At 43.0% G+C, this 17,036-nt stretch carries 21 protein-coding genes and 1 riboswitch; of the genes, 6 read left to right on the top strand and 15 right to left on the bottom strand.

Going from position 1 to position 17,036, the window contains the following annotated elements; translation table 11 throughout:
- Positions 1–46 precede the first annotated feature (46 nt).
- Positions 47–436 (top strand): group I truncated hemoglobin, encoded by a 390-nt coding sequence (locus AC58UU_RS21420; protein WP_497318725.1) that lies wholly within the window; start codon positions 47–49, stop codon positions 434–436.
- An 88-nt stretch (positions 437–524) separates the two neighbouring features.
- Here the strand turns inward: AC58UU_RS21420 and AC58UU_RS21415 are convergent, their stop codons facing one another.
- From AC58UU_RS21415 to AC58UU_RS21405, 3 genes are all read right to left on the bottom strand, one after another.
- Positions 525–593, bottom strand: coding sequence for a hypothetical protein (locus AC58UU_RS21415; RefSeq protein ID WP_497318958.1), 69 nt, complete (start codon positions 591–593; stop codon positions 525–527).
- The gene (locus AC58UU_RS21410) at positions 594–788 is read right to left on the bottom strand and encodes a tautomerase family protein (protein ID WP_497318724.1); all 195 of its coding nucleotides are present in this window, start codon (positions 786–788) and stop codon (positions 594–596) included.
- Positions 789–942: 154 nt separating this feature from the next.
- Positions 943–1,569, bottom strand: coding sequence for a GrpB family protein (locus AC58UU_RS21405; protein ID WP_497318723.1), 627 nt, complete (start codon positions 1,567–1,569; stop codon positions 943–945).
- A 488-nt stretch (positions 1,570–2,057) separates the two neighbouring features.
- Here AC58UU_RS21405 and AC58UU_RS21400 point away from each other — a divergent pair, with 488 nt between their 5' ends.
- Positions 2,058–2,507 (top strand): MarR family winged helix-turn-helix transcriptional regulator, encoded by a 450-nt coding sequence (locus AC58UU_RS21400; RefSeq protein ID WP_497318722.1) that lies wholly within the window; start codon positions 2,058–2,060, stop codon positions 2,505–2,507.
- A gap of 2 nt (positions 2,508–2,509) precedes the next feature.
- The gene (locus AC58UU_RS21395) at positions 2,510–3,700 is read left to right on the top strand and encodes an MFS transporter (protein ID WP_497318721.1); all 1,191 of its coding nucleotides are present in this window, start codon (positions 2,510–2,512) and stop codon (positions 3,698–3,700) included.
- A 520-nt stretch (positions 3,701–4,220) separates the two neighbouring features.
- Here the strand turns inward: AC58UU_RS21395 and AC58UU_RS21390 are convergent.
- The gene (locus tag AC58UU_RS21390) at positions 4,221–5,159 is read right to left on the bottom strand and encodes a DMT family transporter (RefSeq protein ID WP_497318720.1); all 939 of its coding nucleotides are present in this window, start codon (positions 5,157–5,159) and stop codon (positions 4,221–4,223) included.
- Between the two features lie 116 nt (positions 5,160–5,275).
- On the opposite strand from AC58UU_RS21390, the gene AC58UU_RS21385 reads away from it, so the two are divergent.
- Entirely contained in the window at positions 5,276–6,700 is a 1,425-nt protein-coding gene (locus AC58UU_RS21385; protein ID WP_497318719.1) for an aminotransferase-like domain-containing protein, read from the top strand.
- Between the two features lie 292 nt (positions 6,701–6,992).
- On the opposite strand, the gene AC58UU_RS21380 is transcribed toward AC58UU_RS21385, so the two are convergent.
- From AC58UU_RS21380 to AC58UU_RS21345, 8 genes are all read right to left on the bottom strand, one after another.
- Complete coding sequence (locus AC58UU_RS21380; protein ID WP_497318718.1) at positions 6,993–8,051, bottom strand: S-layer homology domain-containing protein; 1,059 nt, start codon at positions 8,049–8,051, stop codon at positions 6,993–6,995.
- Between the two features lie 115 nt (positions 8,052–8,166).
- Positions 8,167–8,394, bottom strand: coding sequence for a hypothetical protein (locus AC58UU_RS21375; RefSeq protein ID WP_497318717.1), 228 nt, complete (start codon positions 8,392–8,394; stop codon positions 8,167–8,169).
- Positions 8,395–8,966: 572 nt separating this feature from the next.
- Complete coding sequence (locus AC58UU_RS21370; RefSeq protein ID WP_497318716.1) at positions 8,967–9,542, bottom strand: hypothetical protein; 576 nt, start codon at positions 9,540–9,542, stop codon at positions 8,967–8,969.
- Positions 9,543–9,643: 101 nt separating this feature from the next.
- Positions 9,644–9,773: riboswitch (SAM riboswitch) on the bottom strand.
- Positions 9,774–9,930: 157 nt separating this feature from the next.
- Entirely contained in the window at positions 9,931–10,716 is a 786-nt protein-coding gene (locus AC58UU_RS21365; RefSeq protein ID WP_497318715.1) for an alpha/beta fold hydrolase, read from the bottom strand.
- 113 nt (positions 10,717–10,829) lie between these two features.
- Positions 10,830–11,051, bottom strand: a complete 222-nt coding sequence (locus tag AC58UU_RS21360) for a hypothetical protein (RefSeq protein ID WP_497318714.1) — start codon at positions 11,049–11,051, stop codon at positions 10,830–10,832.
- A 134-nt stretch (positions 11,052–11,185) separates the two neighbouring features.
- The gene (locus tag AC58UU_RS21355) at positions 11,186–11,554 is read right to left on the bottom strand and encodes a VOC family protein (RefSeq protein ID WP_497318713.1); all 369 of its coding nucleotides are present in this window, start codon (positions 11,552–11,554) and stop codon (positions 11,186–11,188) included.
- Between the two features lie 64 nt (positions 11,555–11,618).
- A complete protein-coding gene (locus AC58UU_RS21350) occupies positions 11,619–12,599 on the bottom strand; it encodes a sigma-70 family RNA polymerase sigma factor (protein ID WP_497318712.1) in 981 nt (326 codons plus the stop codon).
- Positions 12,600–12,777: 178 nt separating this feature from the next.
- Positions 12,778–13,260, bottom strand: coding sequence for an NUDIX domain-containing protein (locus AC58UU_RS21345; RefSeq protein ID WP_497318711.1), 483 nt, complete (start codon positions 13,258–13,260; stop codon positions 12,778–12,780).
- Between the two features lie 391 nt (positions 13,261–13,651).
- Here AC58UU_RS21345 and AC58UU_RS21340 point away from each other — a divergent pair, with 391 nt between their 5' ends.
- Both AC58UU_RS21340 and AC58UU_RS21335 read left to right on the top strand, forming a co-directional pair.
- Positions 13,652–15,070, top strand: coding sequence for an SH3 domain-containing protein (locus AC58UU_RS21340; RefSeq protein ID WP_497318710.1), 1,419 nt, complete (start codon positions 13,652–13,654; stop codon positions 15,068–15,070).
- On the top strand, positions 15,048–15,527 hold the full coding sequence (locus AC58UU_RS21335) for a hypothetical protein (RefSeq protein ID WP_497318709.1): 480 nt from the start codon (positions 15,048–15,050) through the stop codon (positions 15,525–15,527). The genes AC58UU_RS21340 and AC58UU_RS21335 overlap by 23 nt, the downstream gene beginning before the upstream one ends.
- A gap of 163 nt (positions 15,528–15,690) precedes the next feature.
- Here AC58UU_RS21335 and AC58UU_RS21330 read toward each other — a convergent pair whose 3' ends face one another.
- The 3 genes from AC58UU_RS21330 to AC58UU_RS21320 form a co-directional block, all read right to left on the bottom strand.
- Positions 15,691–16,182: a hypothetical protein gene (locus tag AC58UU_RS21330; RefSeq protein WP_497318708.1), complete on the bottom strand. Its 492-nt coding sequence runs from the start codon at positions 16,180–16,182 to the stop codon at positions 15,691–15,693.
- A gap of 232 nt (positions 16,183–16,414) precedes the next feature.
- Positions 16,415–16,696 (bottom strand): hypothetical protein, encoded by a 282-nt coding sequence (locus AC58UU_RS21325; RefSeq protein ID WP_497318707.1) that lies wholly within the window; start codon positions 16,694–16,696, stop codon positions 16,415–16,417.
- Positions 16,697–16,775: 79 nt separating this feature from the next.
- Entirely contained in the window at positions 16,776–16,988 is a 213-nt protein-coding gene (locus tag AC58UU_RS21320; RefSeq protein WP_497318706.1) for a hypothetical protein, read from the bottom strand.
- Positions 16,989–17,036 lie beyond the last annotated feature (48 nt).

The following is a 17,036-nucleotide window of genomic DNA, read 5'->3' as shown; positions in this document are numbered from 1 at the left end:
TTTCTTACAATGGATAAATAAGGAAATTATAATAAGGGGGTAGGCTATGGAGAACAGGAACGAACCGAACCTATCATTGTATGACCGTCTTGGAGGAAAAAATGGTATTCAGTCGGCAGTAGAACTTTTCTATGACAAAATTAAAGATGATTCGAGAGTGTCACATTACTTCCAACATGTTGATTTTACAAAACTTATGGAGCATCAAACGATATTCCTCTCATTTGCATCCGGTGGTCCGAATTACTACACAGGCAAAAGCTTGACGCAATCACATGAACACCTGAACATTACATCTGCGCATTTCGATGATGTATTGGGCCATTTGACAGATTCTCTTATCGAATTAAGTGTAACTGGAAGGGATATAGTTCAAGTACTTACCTTGCTGCTCCCTCTGAGAGCTCAAATCATCATGGATCCTAAAAAACGCTAAAGACATGTCATCGTGCGATTCTCTTGTTCAATTTTAGCGAATATTTTCCAAATGGGATAGGGACTTTTGAACCCATCTCAGTTCTCCTTCAAAGTCTGATCACGCCGTGTGCAGGTATAATGTATTTGCAGTGTCGTTTCTCGTTTTTTGTGAAAATTTATTGCTTTCTGAAATCATCGGTTAGAATACCCGAAAATCCCCAGTTTTCATCTTCAATTTCTTGGATGACGATATGAGTATGTTCAGGTTTTTTACCAAGTACACTAACAAGTGTCTCTGTAAATTCTTTTTCTATTTGGGCTTTTTGTTCACGAGTAGCCCCCTTTGTTATTTGAAGATTGATATAAGGCATTTTTCTTCCTCCATTTTATAAGTGATAAATTCTTTTTCTACAAATCGAAGATTTCAAATGAGGAGTTGCCTGAAGCAAGCTCCTCTACTATAGTTTATCGTCATCTCATTGTAATAAATACCTCATGTGCAACATAACACAGTCTGAATTCAAGTTATTGCCATCCAGCATGTTTCAATATCCCTTTTACGAAATCACTCTTAGCATTAGAGTATGCCAAACGATCATTTTGGAATCGAAGCGCAAGTTCCATCTTCAAATCGCCGTACATTTTAGCGTCATCTGGATGACTTCTCATATAATCTCTAAAAAGGATATGACGCTTATATTCGGCGTTTTCAACAGTACATACGTAAAGGTGATGCCAAGTCATGCCATCGGGAGGAATAAAAGCCTCTCGCCCTGTAGCTCCTAAATCACCTTCATGAACGTACCCTAGAGTGGCGAGCCTTTGTATGGCTTTATGGACATCTGCTTGCTTAGATACCACCACGTCAATATCAACAATTGGTTTAGCTGCTAGTCCAGGAACGGATGTGCTCCCGACGTGTTCTATCCTGACTTCTAGGTCGCTTAATACCGGGAGAACGAAGTCTCGCAACTGCTCAAACAACTGAACCCAACTAGGATCGTATTCTACAACTACTACACGGGACCCCATAGAAACCCTCCTTACAACATACTCACAATATAATTCGCAGGCTTTATTGTGTATTCCTGCCTTTAACACTAATTGGTCACCGAGCCATGCCTGGGCAGCTCCTCCGATAAAAATGCTCATTTCCAATTCCCTCCTGTTACTCAAATAAATTTCAAAAATAAAAAAAGCCCCGTCCTCAAAAAGGACGAAGCTATCGCTCACATGTTCCACCTAAATTTACCGACTCTTCATGTTCCCGCCTTCTACAGGTACTAATCCCTATTTCAAAGAAAAAAAAGACCCCTTTCAGGGTCCTTTTCGACGGTGATAGGATGGATGGTACTTTTGCCTTGAACCTTACTTAGCTGGGTCTCTACCTCATCACATTCCTGTAGTACATGACTACATTAATGAATCTGCGGCACATCTCCTCGCTTCTATATAGATTCAATAACAACTTCCCTGGTAGTTAGCTGCATAATATGCGACACAACACCTCGCTGAATCACCGTCATAAAGTAATATGTCCGTTCTCGAAAATGTTATACATCTTGGGATTCATTTTATTGACGAATTTATTTGCTAGGAATATAATTGCTATAGCAACTAATTTTGCAGGGGGAATAATTTTGGGATTGGATAACTCATTTGGATTTATTTTGAACCATGCCGGAAGACGATTGACGCAGTTATTGAACAGCCATTTTCAGCCCTATGATATGACAACAGAGCAATGGGCTGTACTTAATCGTTTGGCTGATGAGGATGGCATTACGCAGAAGTTGCTGGCGGTCCGAGCTGAAAAGGATCAGACGAATATCACTCGAATCCTCGATCAATTGGAGCGCAAAGGCTTTGTGGAACGACGGGCCAATGAGACGGATCGAAGATCGTTTCTGACCTTTATCACAAAGCAAGGCAAAGCTTTGAATGATGTTTTGACACCAATTGAGCAGAAGGTAATCGACTCGGTGCTTAGCGGTTTTACGGAGGAACAAGCATCTGTTTTGCGGGGAATGCTCATCCAATTGACCAACCGAGCCAATGCATGCATTAAGGAAGTGGAGGATTCACAGTGAATATGAATCAGAAATTGTGGAATCGTAATTTTGTTGCTGTCTGTTTCAGCAGCTTTTTTTTATTCATGACTTTTTACATCCTCGCCGTTACGCTGCCAATCTTCGTTACGGATACGCTGCATGGCGGACAACAGCAGATTGGTCTAGTCATGACCGTCTTTATTATTTCAACCGTTATTTTACGGCCTTTAACTGGTAAGTGGATGGATGAATTGAACAGGAAGAAGATCATACTTTTCTCGCTGGCGCTATTTATGGTTTGTACGGCGTTGTACCCACTTGTTCATCAATATTCTTTATTGCTTGGCTTAAGGTTTCTTCATGGCATAGGTTTCGGGATGGCGACAACGGCTGCCGGTGCAATTGCCATCGAGCTTGTTCCTGATCGGCGCAAAGGTGAGGGAATTGGGTATTTCAGCCTCTTCATGAGCTTGGCTATGGTTGTTGGTCCCTTTTTAGGGCTAACCATTATGCAGACTCACAATAATAGTCTTCTATTTGGTGTGTGCATTGTGTTCGCGCTTCTTGCTTTCTTGTTGGGATTGACCATTCGTATTCCTCAAGCTATCTCTAGAGTGGCCGTGAAATCAGAGTCTGGTTGGAGAAAGTTCATTGAGCCGCGGGCATTGCCAATTTCTTTGGCCGGTAGTGTATTGGCCTTTTCTTATGGAGCTATCACTACGTTTCTTTCCGTGTATGCCAAAGCCATCGGGTTGGATACATATGCGAGTTACTTCTTCATGGTGTTCGCTTTGATGATTGTTATATCCAGACCCTTTACAGGCAAATGGTTTGATCGTTCAGGCCCTCATTTATTAGTATATCCTGGAGTCATCCTTTTCACATTAGGGATGATAACCCTAAGCATAGCGGCTTCCCCTATCATATTTTTAGTAGCAGGAGGTATGCTGGGCCTTGGATTCGGGGCGATGCTTCCCAGCTTTCAGACCATCGCTATTCAAGCCGCGCCTGCTCACCGCAGAGGGCTTGCGACAGGCACGTATTTCTTACTTTTCGACTCCGGATATGGGATTGGTTCCTATGTGCTTGGCGCTGTCGCTTCGAGAACGAATTATCATACGATGTACTTCATAGCTGGTATGGTTGTCGCGTGCTCTGCCATTCTGTATTACGGGCTTTATCATCGAAAAACAGCTTCCTCCCTCAAGACAAGCCTAACCGCAATTAAATAAAAATCTACGCAAATTTATCTGGCTCCTTTGATGGATAAAAAAAATGAGGCTGACTCAAAAGGTTAATAACCTAGCGAGCAGCCTCTATTTTGTTTCGATACGGAGCGAAATCTAACAGGAATTCCTCCCGTTAATTTGGCGTTAATTGTTCTAAACGGTCATCTAACTGGAAAACCTCCCTCTAATTTTTTGGGGAATCGCTATTCCGCGAGAAAACATCAGAAATAACGGGAGATTTTCCATGTAAACTAGCTTTTTGTGAAAAAAAACCTAAATTAACGGTAGGTTTTCCATGTAGTGCAACAGTGAAAACAGAGGCAGCCTAAAGATGAACGCCTTATGGGACAATCCCTTAGTTATTCAGATGCTTTAGAAATCTTGCTTATGATTGGACGCTTTGTCATTGTCTCCTTTGAACAGCTTCCCGAACGAAGAAGAATATATGGAAGAACCTTAATTCGTTAACCACCAAATATGGTGGTTTTTTTCTATTTGTATCAGAGAAAACTAACCAATATATTCAGTCTAATACTTTAGCCTTTCTAACGGGTATTGAGTCTATTCTCCTCTTATTGATCAATTGTCTCAAGCTGTCCAGATTGGCAAAAACTGTTCCAGTGATAATTGTTATCACCCCTATTGCCGATACCCAAGTGATCGTTTCGCCATAAAATAACACTCCGAATGTGAGAGCAATCGTCGGCGAAATATAGAGCCATGTAGTCGGAAAGACTGGATTCGTTTTGGAGACGAGCCAATAGAAAAGACTATGTCCTACCATCGAGCCGATAACGATTAAGTATAAAAGTGACCCGATCGCTTTTGTTGTCAACATGCTCTTGATGTCAACATGTTCAGTAAATAAAGACAGAAAAAGAAGCAGCAAACCTCCATAAATCATCTGAGCCGCGTTAAGCGCAATAGGCGATGCTTGTGGGAATCGCTGAATAACCCGTTTGGAATATAATGCACCTGAGGAATAGAAGATCTGTCCGACCAAAATTGCGACGCATCCGATAATCCACCTTATATTAGCGGTTATTGTAAGATGTGGAAGCAATAACAATACGATTCCAACGAATCCGAGGATGCAACCGAAAACAGATCGTGACGTTGTCTTCTGCCGCAGGACAATTGTTTGCAGCACAAGCATCATCATTGGAGCCGTAGCTGATAAAACGGCAGCGAAACCTGAGGAGACATATTGCTCAGCCCAGTACAACGTAGAGAATGTACCGAAAGTCAGGCCAATTCCCGTAAGCAGCATTTCTTTGTGAATTAAAAGCGATAAGTTGGCTTTTTTCTTCCATACCATCCAAAAGAACAATATCAGACCTGCAAGGAAGAACCTTATTCCCGCGGAGAAGAAAGGCGGCGTTGAAGCGTCGACACCTACCTTTATCGCTAAAAACGTGGTGCCAAAAATGAGACATACGAGCAAGTAATTGAAAATAATCATGGATGTTCCCCCTCTTGATATGTATTATACAAGGGAGGCAATAGAACAGATGCAAGATAGCAGAACAGATTACGGAGGCTTGGTATATAATAAGTGAAATAGGGAGTGAACAAGGTATGAAGAATATGCACACATCGACGAATGATACAAAACTTCTTTTTAGACAAACATACGATTATATCATTACCAGGATCGAGCGTGGAGAGTTAAAAGCACATGACAAGCTCCCTTCGATTAGGCTGCTCGCCCAAGAGCTTCGGGTACACCGGCTAACGGTGTTTCGAGCGTATCAGTTGCTTAAACAAAACGATAAGGTCTATGTAAAAGAGAAATCGGGTTATTATGTAAGTCCTGACTTCACGGAACATGTTATTTCCGAGTATACGGATAGAAGCCCTATCACCTCTTCCGGCCACTTGAAAAACTCTTTATCTGAAATTCAACAGGTGCCAGTTATTTATCAATTTTCCCAATCATTGATTGATCCGAATTTACTGCCGAATCTTTACCTATCTGAATATGTTAAGAAAGTTTTCGACATCTATCCGAAATTAATGGGAACCTACTCCAGTGTACAAGGAGATGAAGAACTGCGTGAATTCCTTTGCCAGTACATGAAGCGCCATCACAGTATTCAACTGACTGTAAGCGATCTATTGATAACGACCGGGGGTCAGCAGGCAATTGACTTAATTTCTCGGGTATACATCAGACCGATGGATTTCATCTTGGTAGAAAGGCCAACATATAGTGCCGCGCTTGATATTTTCCGCCAACAGGGTGCACGGTTTATTCCTGTCGACATTTCTCCCGAAGGCTATGATCTGGAGAAAGTCGAGATGCTAATGAAACAGCACCGACCCCGTATTTTTTATATGAATCCTACCTTTCATAATCCTACAGGGTATACGGTTCCTCCAGATCAACGCAAGCAGCTTGTCGAACTAGCTGAACGATATCGCTGTTTACTAATAGAAGATGATGCCATACACGAGATGTATTTTGATCAGCCGCCTCCTCAGCCCATTTTTTCTTACGATACAGATGGTTGGGTTGTATATCTCCGCAGCTTCAGTAAATATGTGGCACCTGGACTGCGTATTTGCGCCGTCATCGGTCGTCCATCCGTGATAAAACCACTCATTACTGCAAAATCGTTGGCTGATAACGGAACTCCTCTGGTCAACCAGAAAATTTTTCTACACTACTTCGAGTCAGAACGGATTAGACAACATTTGGAGAAGCTGCGAATCGCCCTTCAAATAAGAAAAGAAATTGTGGAGGAGGAATTATCCGCTACCGGATGGAGTTGGGTCAGTCCAAAAGGAGGTTTCAATTTGTGGCTTAAGCTTCCCGAAGCACTTCCTGTCGAAGAGCTTTTGAAAGAAAGCGTTCGGCATTCGGTCTCTTTTGTTCCGGGTATGATTTGTGATCCGCTCAGAGAGATGCGATCTTGGATTCGTTTAAGTTATTCATTCGTCAATGAGGGACAATTGCGGGATGGAGTCAGGCTTCTTGCAGATATCGCACGACGTTTTTGATCCCAAAACGGCAAAACATCCCATCCCCAAGGCTGAGCTTGAGGGTGGGATTCAACGTCGTGGGTGTATCGTAATTTCATCATATAAGTGGCTTACTTGGACTCACAAGAACTTATATCTAATCTATCAACTTCGTATGGTCGTAAATCGGTCAACGATGCAGAATGAACGTCAAAATATAATGCCAGTTCCCAGGCGTTTTCAGGATGGATGCCGAAATGCTTGGATTAACACCGTTAGCCAGTGTGGAACGCAGGAAATGATGATTTTACTCAAGTACGGCTCATTTCCGTCAATTCGCCGACTTATCGATCTCTACAAGCTTTATGAATTTCGTATTGTCTCTGTAATCATCCTTCGGCCAGTAGTGGAACGAGAAGCCAGAGATAATGATCTTGGCGCGACCTGTAGACCCTTGCGGTAGGAAACTCGCCTCTGCTTCCGGCGAACGGAAAATAATCCGGTTGCCCGTAGATTGCCCCCCTGCCTTGATCTTCGGAATCAGCTTCTCCGAAGCTTCATCCAATGTAAACACGATTCCGTTGAAGAATTCGCTGTCATCCTGTAAATTCTGATAGGTTCCGTTAACTTCGATTTCTTTATCTTCGAATTCAACAATGGCAGACATGAGCTCCCCGTTCTCCCAGAGCTTCGTGTCCAGACTGGTAATCTTCCAGCCAGCGACGACATCGCCAACTTTTGCTATGCGGGGGTCGAACTCATTAGGCTGCGACTGGTCGGATTCAATTGGCAACAGACGGTCCTTCTTGAACTTGAACCTCTGAATGAGCGTCACGGCCTCAGCTCTCGTTACCTCGTCGTCCTTCTGGTATCCTTCTACGGACTTCGCCGTCTTTCCTTCGATCAGTCCGAGCCCGAGTAAGTATTCAATGGACTGGTCCACCGTGAACTTCTTACCAGCTGCATTGGCCAGATATTGTGCGGCCTTGCCTCTTGTCAGATATACAGAGCTAGTATGACCGTCTAAGGATGAAGGAGTAATGACCTCCCAGCCCATCTTTGCCGCGAAGCTGATAAACGGAACGGTCCAGTCAGCCGCTTTCGGGTCAGTCGTTATCGCCGCATGCTGGTAAGCGCGGATCAACATAGCCAGGAACTCGGCCTGCTCAACGTGCCGATCGGGTTTGAACGTGCCGTCCTCATAACCTTCGACGATATGATTTTCAACTGCCCACTGAATGTTCGCTGCCCCCCAGAACGTGGTAGGTACAGCTAGAAACGGCACATCCTTGGAATAATCTGATGCAGCTGAGGTATTTGACTGTGGAAATATTACAGCTCCTAACAATGTAACCAAGGTTACTACTGATACAAGTTTCTGTTTTACCATATCTAACATAATCCTTTCATCTGTTAAGTTTCGTCTTTAACAGCAACAGGCTCGCCGATACACTGATTCAATCAATAACCTGCTTTGTTTTGTTCTCATTTATGGAGCTATTAATCTAAACGTAATGCTCCGGTAAAGCCTTAATAATCTCTTCATATTTTAGAGCGATAGCGATTTCCAAAATATGAACCGGATTTTGATGAGCGTAGGCTAAAAGCAGTTCTTTATTGAACTCGTCATCGTTCATTTTCATGCTTTTTCGGATTAACTCCATCATTGCTTTTTGAGTTCGCGTATTCAGTTGCTGAATTTTCTCCACAGCCAAATCAATTTCACTCTCCATAACTACACTCCTATGTAAGATTCGTTTAAGTACTAACATAGTAATTCGGCGTTATTCCACGATTTGTGGCTTGCAGCGGAACGAGGTTGCCGAGCAATTCACCGGTTGCCTAGAGAATACAATATTATGGAACTATAGTTTTTCATTACTCAGCATTCGAGTGCAGCCAATTGGCAGTATGTGCATAAGCAGTAGGGCTTCCTAGCAATCCGTCATGACTCGATCCAGGAACGATATGAACCTGTACTTTGAAAACGTGGGCGAACCCAGTTGATGAAATCTTTTGAGAGTACGGGTATGAGTATTTGCTGTCTTCAGATATTCCATGAAGAAGAATAATCGCCATCGCCGTTTTAGCGGCGCTAGGATAGTATCGATAGTAAAGTTCGCTCTCGTTGCGGGTCACGTAAGGCTGCAGCTCGGGAACGGGATATTGGGATGGATTTACCAGATGGGTCTCCTCCTGGACAGCAGTTTATTGTATGGGACTACTTTAATGTCATTTACCGAGAATGGTACCAACTTCGATGCTAATCAAGTCTTCCTAATCTTCACCTGGTTTGTCGAATTTTTTAGAATAAGACGTACGCTTGCGTATGGTCAAATAAGTATGCTCGATCCCAGAAGTATCTTTGATCCTTGTTGTTTTTTGATGCTCGTCCAAGTTTTCCATTTAGATCCATTAATGCAGACTCAATTAATTCGGATCTTACGGGTCCCCATGCCTCTTGTTTTTGTCGAACGTAGTTCAAGCTCTCAACCAAGGTCAGACCTTTTATTCGCTGAAAAGGAGCAGCCCACAAAACTGTATCACACTTCATGCTTTTACATGGGATCGCAAATTCCCTTAACCCACATGCTCCCGTATTTGTAGAGATAGCAATTAGCCCACAGACATAATCTGTGCTGTGTTCAATGAAGAGCTTTTTTGTAAGCTCACTGTCAAATCGAAAACATTCTATATGGGTAATCTTACAATGCTGCAAACCTTCAAACGAAAGACCTTTAAACGAATTTTTCAAATTTAGCGAAGAAATACGCAGGGTACGAGTATCCTCGTGATAATCAATTGTTTCATTCATCGTAACAGTGTTCCCTTGGTTTAAAATCTCTTTGGCCGGCAGATTGTCAGGTATCGTGATCGCCATCCTGTCCCTCCTATTACACTAGTTTACTTTGTTAATGTAAAACAAAAATGACCTTCCCTGGAATTAGAGAAAGGTCATAAAAATTCAAAGTCATATCCTCACTCTTATCTCCCAGATTCGCTTAAGTACAGCGTTTCCGCAAGAATTAGCACCGTGCATTCCTTGTTTAACAAAGGTTTGTCGGTTGCCGGGTTTCATCGGGCTAGTCCCTCCACCTGCTCTTGATAAGAAAATTCAACATATTCAATTATTTCTATAATACTATAAAGTTCTCTGATGTCAAGGGATTTAACACTCCTTGATCAATCCGCAATAAATGATAAATCTTATGTGATTTTCGCCTCATCTTTGGTGTTTAACACTCTCGTTTTCCGTTAGCTGAATAGAGCTATGAGCCAGTAAATTGCACCAATAGCTGATTAAACTTATCACGTTCTTCCCAAAATGGGCCATGACCGCTGTATTGAAACGGGACAAGCTGTGAATTTCTTATTTTTTGATTTAGTTCCTGTGCTTGTGCAAATGGAATTACTTTGTCGTGAATCCCGTGAACAATTAAAGTAGGGACCGATATTTTTGGCAGATCGGTATATAATTTCTCATCTCTTAGCATAACTACGACTGATGCGGTTGACCAACCTGCTGCCTGTAATCCCAATTGAAAAAACCAGTCTGAGAATGGGCCTGATATATACTGAAAGAAAAAGGTGTCTGTTACTTCACGCATCATTTTAGGGCGGTCGTTTAATGTTTCATTAAGAAATTTGTTGGCAGTCTCTGTTGTAAAGCCTATAGGAGCGGCAGCGTCTACAAGAACAAGTCTAGAAACTCCGTAACCATTGTATCGGGACATATACCTAATTGCGATCGATCCGCCCGTGGAGTGACCAACGAGTGTGAAGTTGTTTAATTGAAGTACACCAACTACAGTGCGGATGTCATCCGCCAATCGGTCATAATTGTAGCCACTTATTGGCTTATCCGAATTACCGAAACCTCTCCAGTCAATTCCTATACAGCGGTATCCCTTTGCGGGAAGAACATCAAACTGATACTCAAACTGTTTATGATTTAACGGCCAACCATGTATAAAAACTATGGTCTTGCTGCCCTCAGGATTGATATCTTCGACATATAAATTTACACCTGGTTCTATATTAACAAAGTATCCCACACCGATTCCCCCAAATAACTAAAGTGGCTTTAAGAATAAGATACTCACTTAGCAAATATGTGTGAATACCTATTCCCTTGATTGCACGCCATGTCGGTTGAAAGGGACGGTGTTTACAGCTTGCCTTGCTTTACCCAAGTCCAAATCCGATAAGAGCCGAACAGTGCAATAAATATCAAAAAAATAAGGGTAATAAGCCATACGCCAAGCCGATTAATATCATTTAGCCGTTCTGCATTCGCAAACACAAATACAGAAAGACCTAAGAAAAAAATATACATTAAGACATTTGGAATAATCCAAGCAATTCTTAGTCCCCTATTGGGCTTAATCATGCTGTCGCCTCCTTTGTCGTTAGTCGATATTTTATACGTTTCTGTGTATTGGAAAGTTACGCTAACCTGCTCGTTACTTCAATAAACAAAAGAGGAGCTGCCGCCAAGCAGACTCCTCAATAGTTACCGTTTGCTTATAAATGTTGAAGGCCTATGCGATTGCCTTCACTGTCTAAAAACATCCCCAAATATCCTGCGTTATTGCCCGCATTGGTTTTCTCCATGATCACTTGTCCACCCGCTTCAGGGACCCTTGAAAGAATGTTGGCCAGGTCTGGACTTCCGTCAAGGTATATCGTGACGCCATCGACAGAGGGCTTACGATGGGGACCCTTCACTAACGCCCCTCCGTTGCACTGTTCCTGAACCGGAAAAAACGCGTATTCATCATCCCCTATGGGCATCGACTGCATATCCATTCGAAAAATCCACTCATAGAACGTTTTGGCCCGTTCCATATTCGACACCGGAATCTCCACCCAAATAAACAAACGTTGCAACATTTTAAAACCTCCACTTTCATTCAATTTGCCGTTCAGAAATATAGACGAACGAGCGGCCGCAAAATCATCGGTACGCCGTAAAATCCATACTCGCGTCCAAACAGGTCGGCAAACCAAACCGGGCAAATAAATCGGTGTCAATGAAATGATGGATATGCGCGATCTTTCCATTTTGAATCTCAAGGATATGTATGCCCCATGGGACCAAGACCCCATCGCGTCCGACTGGAACATACTGTGCATAGGCGGGGCAATTGCCGTTAGCGCGTACAGATACCAAACGGGAACCTGTGCAATGGCTGCGTGTTATTTGGTAAAATGACGTCATTTTCATTTTGCCGTACACCCACATCACAAAAGGTGGCATCGACAAGCTGCCACTCTCGTGGAACAGCGCCAACAACTTTTCGATGTTGTATTGTTCGAATGCTTCTACATAACAGGCAAGAAGTCGTTGGTCTGCATCGACGTCCATCTCTCGCAGCGAATCAGACCGAAGATTCGCTTGCGTTAGCGTCGCCCGCGCTCGTTGCAAAGCGCTGTTGACGGCCGCTACGGTCATACCCATCGCATCCGCCGTTTGTTTGGCCGACCATCGGAATACATCGTGCAGAATAAAAACGGCGCGTTGCCGAGGCGGCAATGTTTGCAGAATCGCGATAAACGATAATCGAATGGTTTCCCTGCTAACCGCGATATCAGCTGGGTCGCCAGCGGTATCGGGAGCCGGCCATATCCAAGCAGTTCGAGGTAAGTTGTCCCTGGGTTCCACGATAATAGAAGCAGGATCGGACAAGTCCATCGGAAGCGCCCGACGCTTTGCATACCTGAGCTTGTCTAAACAAACATTCGTAGCAATGCGATAAATCCAGGATCTGCGAGAAGAGTCCTGTCGAATCTGGTCCCAGCTCTGCCATACACGGAGCATGGTATCCTGTACCGCGTCTTCCGCCTCAAAAATGGACCCCATCATCCTGTAACAGTATCCAATTAATTCGGAACGCAAGTCCTCAGCTATGTCTAACTCCCCATGCTTTTCGCTCATTCTAGTATCCCCTACCTTTCTAGCCTCACCAAAATCGGGGTGGAATGGGTTACAATAACTCGTTCCATTATTATCATTCTAGCACATTGTATGAAAATCAATTTTTGCGCTTTTGCTAAAAAACTTGCCGTTTCGCGTGGTACGGTTCTCCGTACATGCTATTAAACTATGCTGCCCGTTAGCGTAACAGCTTTTGTTGTATCTCTTGTTCTTCAACATAATTGCGATACTTATTACCGCTGTAATAATCAACAATATCTTGGTTAATTTCTGGGTACAGTTGAATCGAATTCAACTCCGAAATCGGGATCCATTTAACATCTGTTTGTTTAGGATCTGGCTTTTGTGGAAGTTTGGGATATGACCCTAATTTTAATTCACATTCAAATGTAATCCCCACAGAATGGGTGTCGCCATAAATATAATTGCTTTTAGTTGGTTGATATTCATAAACAAAGGTAACAGGACCGACTTCCACGTCGACACACGCCTCTTCTTTTGCTTCCCTTTTCACAGCTTCAACAAAGGTTTCACCTGGCTCAACACCACCTGCGGGAAGATTGTAATGGACACCGTCACCATTATCATTCTCGTACTCGATAAGTAAAATGGCTCCATCCTTAATAATCAATGCACACGCACGAAGTCGTAATTTTTCCATCCAGTTCACTTCCGTTCTCATTTTGTATCAACGTGGAATATTATACCATTTTAGTTTGACATTTAGGAGATTCATTGCATTAAACTGCCCGTCCCTCGGTTGAACGATCAGAAGGAATATTCAGCGAATACTTTAATTCACTTCGTTCAATGATAGCCCTCTGTTGAGAATGTGATAAAGTTCTTGTCACCCGACAAACGAGCAAAATAAAAACGACAATAAATCCCCCAATATATTCATAAAATTTGTGCAAATTATTTAGTTATATTTTCCTTTTTTTAACTGCCATTCTTAAACTCCTGGTGACTTGAATCCTCCTCCGCAACTTCCAATCCATTTCTTAGTAGAATATACTAGACGATTGAAATTAAAGCGCAAAGGAGACCTCCTTATGTGGAAAAAAGTTGTATTACTCGCTTTATCAGGCGCCGCAATCCAAATCGCGCTGCTGGCCTCCGCCGGTAACGCCTATGATTACGCAGATACGCCAACGGAGCCGGCAGACGGCTTTTTTATTCCCAAGAAACTTACATTTGTAGAAAAGATGCCGTACTACGTCATTCCAAATACGCTGAAAAATGCGCCGGAAGGCTCCTTCTCCCCGCAAACAGTCGAAGTGATCGAAGCGGAAGTGCATTGGGCTACCTCGGGGAACTGGTGGAAAATACATACCGATTTCGGGGATCGTTGGATCAAAACCGCTCCATGGCAAATCGAAGTGCCTCCCCCGGCGACCATTCGATTAATGTCGGAAACCCCTTTATATGCGCGGGCATCAGAAGCTGGCGGATCAACGGCAGCTCTCTCCACTCAGGAAGTGACGGTTGTGGACGCAGAGAAAAGCTGGTTCCGTCAAGCGGAGATGGATTACAATCCGAAGCGCTGGATCAAAATCCACACAACCTGGCTCGGTGATCAATGGGTTCACCTGCACCTGGATGAGATCGGCGCTTTACAGCCGCTGGATCGTACCGTTTATTACCCGAGCGTTTATTACAGAAGTTCCCCGCACATGGACTACATTACGTATCAATATGAAGGGCTTCTTACCAAAATGTTCGTCCATCAGACCGCAAAATACCGCACCTTGCTTGGGAGCTCTTATCTATTTGATACGGAGTATGGTCCAAAATGGTCTTTTGCCTCAGGCATGCCGATCACATCAGACAAGAAGACCATCAAGCGTACGCAGCCTAGCCCGTTATTCGCGTATCCGGATTCGAATGCCGAGATTGTTACAGAGCTGCCTCCGGGCGATTTGAACGTGGTCGAAACGACCCTTAATGATGACGGCTACTCGATTCATGAAGAATGGTTTCACGTCAAAAACGAGCAAGCGGAGGGCTGGTATAGCCCGACCTATGCCGAGCCTGACGGTACGGTGGATGATACGACGACCATTCAACTTCGCGGCTATGTAACAGGTATCTTGCGGTACCCAAATACAAGGATTTCGCTGAATAATGGCCAAATTGGGCCTCAAACACTCCATCCGTTAGCGGCATGGACCGCGCCAGACGGCATGCGCTGGTACAAAATCGATTCTTTTGTCGGCCAAGGTTGGATTCAACTGGACCCTTATCAAGACAGCGTACTATTGAAAGGCCGCGAAGATGATGCGCAAATTCGATCTACGATGCTGTATCAAGGCGCTTTTTATCAAAATGACTCAGGTATATTCACCTTCGGCTCCGAATCCGTCGGCAAAATTCTGAACGGAGAGCCGCATTTCAGTACCAGTTTTTTGGCAAGGCAGTATCATTATGATCTGACTGGTCCGGATACGGATGTCACCGGTTGCGACTTCTGAAGCCAAGCTCCCGCCGCTCTTAAGCTTATCTGATGTGAGAAAGCTCTTAGGCGCTACGACGACCTACAATGACAAGGTTGTATATGGTGATAAAAATGTAACGCTAAGTTCCCGCGAATATGAGATAGCCGGTTTTAACTTGACTGCAGCCGCGGACGGAAATGAACTTCATCTCTCCGGACTTCTCTATGAAAACAGCTATCTGGATAACGGCGCGATTTCCACTGATCTGCAAATTTTAGTTAAAAGCCAAGACACCGATGACAACGATCCGGCGAATATACAGCTGGCGAAAGTAAAACAGCTTTACAAGCTGGGCTACAACTTCGGCGTGTATGATGTTACGCTGCAGTTTCCCTTGAAGCCGGGGATTAATCACTTATCCCTCGTGTTCAAGGTTGGTGAACGCATACTCGATAAAAAAGATTGGGATGTAACCGCTCCGCCTCAAAAATAATAACAAAACGCTTAAAGAATAAAAAGATCGTCTCTCTTTATAGGAGAACGATCTTTTTTTATTAATTAACCCCACTAATTAACTCTGATAGTTAGCTTACTGTAACGGCGATTATGTACCTATGTTTGTGTCGCAAAACTATTTTGGTTGGGTGTGTGAACGTTTATCTTCTCGTAAACTCCATAATCCAATTGGTATCCCAGTTTTTGCCGCCATCAAACGAAAAGGCCTGTTGCCAGCGAGCGGTATTCTCCGTGATCTCATCCCAAGTGAATCTCATGTGCAGCGGCTTTCCGTCTGGTGTTTCTACCACTTGATTAAACACACCAATTCCATTTTCAAACTTTCCGATCAGCGGTCTAAAATCATGAGGGTTGCAATTATCCAGCCATACCAACGACCAATGCTGCGTTTCCTCGTCATAAGCGCGTATCGTCATCCCTTTTCTGACTTCACCATTCGGGAATATTCCTTCAAAATGGTCAATGATGACCTTCCCATCGAGATATTTCTCACCTGTATGACTAGCTTCAAACTCTTCCCAGACGCCTTCCTTTTCCGGATACATCGCATTCGTCCGACGTCTATTGCGATTTATCATCGGTTTAAGCGTAAAATCAAAATCATGCATGCCAGAACGGATTATATTCTCCATAAGTCGTTCACTCCTTAATGAGATGTATTCTCTATTCCCAACATAACATAAGAACGTTTGTTTGTATATTACTCATTTTTCTTATTTCTTATAGTCTTGAAGCAATTCTTTTGGCTTTTCACCACATTAAACTGCCCTTCGCTGAATAGACTGCCGGATTTATTGGCGGCTGCCCATCTGTGTTGTTTGTTCAATTATCGATCTGTTAGTTTATTGTTTAGAGTCGCTTGTTTTATAAACGTACCATACTGCTTTCACCTGAAAATAGCTCTAATTCTTTTGTAACTGTTTCTTTCATCTTAGTCGCACAGTTCTCAGTACAAAGTGCAAAGATCCCATCCTGTCCATTTCTTTTTGCTTCTGAATCATCGGCCACAACTATTAAAGGAACACTTGTTTTTCTAGTTTTTAAATATAATGAAATTATTCTTCCATCTTTCTCGTCAAAATCAACTCCTGAAGCAAACTTGACATTTAGACCGTAGCAAGGCCTATCTTCTTTGATTTTCTTCATACACCATGAGCATCTTAACATCACTAATGCCTCCTAGTTTATTAAGAGAGTAGTAAATTATATCTCATCAATATGTAATTCATGGGTTTTCAGATTCAGCCACTTGCTTAACTCTCTCTACAAATTCAACTACCACCTTTTCGGTAGCAAATAGTAACATCAATTTAACAAACCATTTCAAAGCACGATTAGTGACCTTATATTTAAAGAGTGTCTTATTATCGTTAATTCGAATCAATTCATAATCGGCGGTAATCTCAAACATATTTGAAAGTGTAAAACCGACTTTCATCTTTTTATTACGGATCCTTTTATACCTCTATTCTCAAATCTATCTAAC

This window comes from Paenibacillus sp. JT22N1 (assembly GCF_059692155.1).
The sequence above is the reverse complement of the archived record's forward strand: the minus strand, read 5'-3'. Positions and strand labels throughout refer to the sequence as shown.

Bases quoted from the DNA above. Each gene is read 5' to 3' on its own strand.
- AC58UU_RS21420 (WP_497318725.1), top strand. From the start codon at position 47: ATGGAGAACAGGAACGAACCGAACCTATCATTGTATGACCGTCTTGGA.
- AC58UU_RS21410 (WP_497318724.1), bottom strand. From the start codon at position 788: ATGCCTTATATCAATCTTCAAATAACAAAGGGGGCTACTCGTGAACAA.
- AC58UU_RS21405 (WP_497318723.1), bottom strand. From the start codon at position 1,569: ATGAGCATTTTTATCGGAGGAGCTGCCCAGGCATGGCTCGGTGACCAA.
- AC58UU_RS21395 (WP_497318721.1), top strand. From the start codon at position 2,510: ATGAATCAGAAATTGTGGAATCGTAATTTTGTTGCTGTCTGTTTCAGC.
- AC58UU_RS21390 (WP_497318720.1), bottom strand. From the start codon at position 5,159: ATGATTATTTTCAATTACTTGCTCGTATGTCTCATTTTTGGCACCACG.
- AC58UU_RS21385 (WP_497318719.1), top strand. From the start codon at position 5,276: ATGAAGAATATGCACACATCGACGAATGATACAAAACTTCTTTTTAGA.
- AC58UU_RS21380 (WP_497318718.1), bottom strand. From the start codon at position 8,051: ATGGTAAAACAGAAACTTGTATCAGTAGTAACCTTGGTTACATTGTTA.
- AC58UU_RS21375 (WP_497318717.1), bottom strand. From the start codon at position 8,394: ATGGAGAGTGAAATTGATTTGGCTGTGGAGAAAATTCAGCAACTGAAT.
- AC58UU_RS21370 (WP_497318716.1), bottom strand. From the start codon at position 9,542: ATGGCGATCACGATACCTGACAATCTGCCGGCCAAAGAGATTTTAAAC.
- AC58UU_RS21360 (WP_497318714.1), bottom strand. From the start codon at position 11,051: ATGATTAAGCCCAATAGGGGACTAAGAATTGCTTGGATTATTCCAAAT.
- AC58UU_RS21355 (WP_497318713.1), bottom strand. From the start codon at position 11,554: ATGTTGCAACGTTTGTTTATTTGGGTGGAGATTCCGGTGTCGAATATG.
- AC58UU_RS21350 (WP_497318712.1), bottom strand. From the start codon at position 12,599: ATGAGCGAAAAGCATGGGGAGTTAGACATAGCTGAGGACTTGCGTTCC.
- AC58UU_RS21345 (WP_497318711.1), bottom strand. From the start codon at position 13,260: ATGGAAAAATTACGACTTCGTGCGTGTGCATTGATTATTAAGGATGGA.
- AC58UU_RS21340 (WP_497318710.1), top strand. From the start codon at position 13,652: ATGTGGAAAAAAGTTGTATTACTCGCTTTATCAGGCGCCGCAATCCAA.
- AC58UU_RS21335 (WP_497318709.1), top strand. From the start codon at position 15,048: ATGTCACCGGTTGCGACTTCTGAAGCCAAGCTCCCGCCGCTCTTAAGC.
- AC58UU_RS21330 (WP_497318708.1), bottom strand. From the start codon at position 16,182: ATGGAGAATATAATCCGTTCTGGCATGCATGATTTTGATTTTACGCTT.
- AC58UU_RS21325 (WP_497318707.1), bottom strand. From the start codon at position 16,696: ATGAAGAAAATCAAAGAAGATAGGCCTTGCTACGGTCTAAATGTCAAG.
- AC58UU_RS21320 (WP_497318706.1), bottom strand. From the start codon at position 16,988: ATGAAAGTCGGTTTTACACTTTCAAATATGTTTGAGATTACCGCCGAT.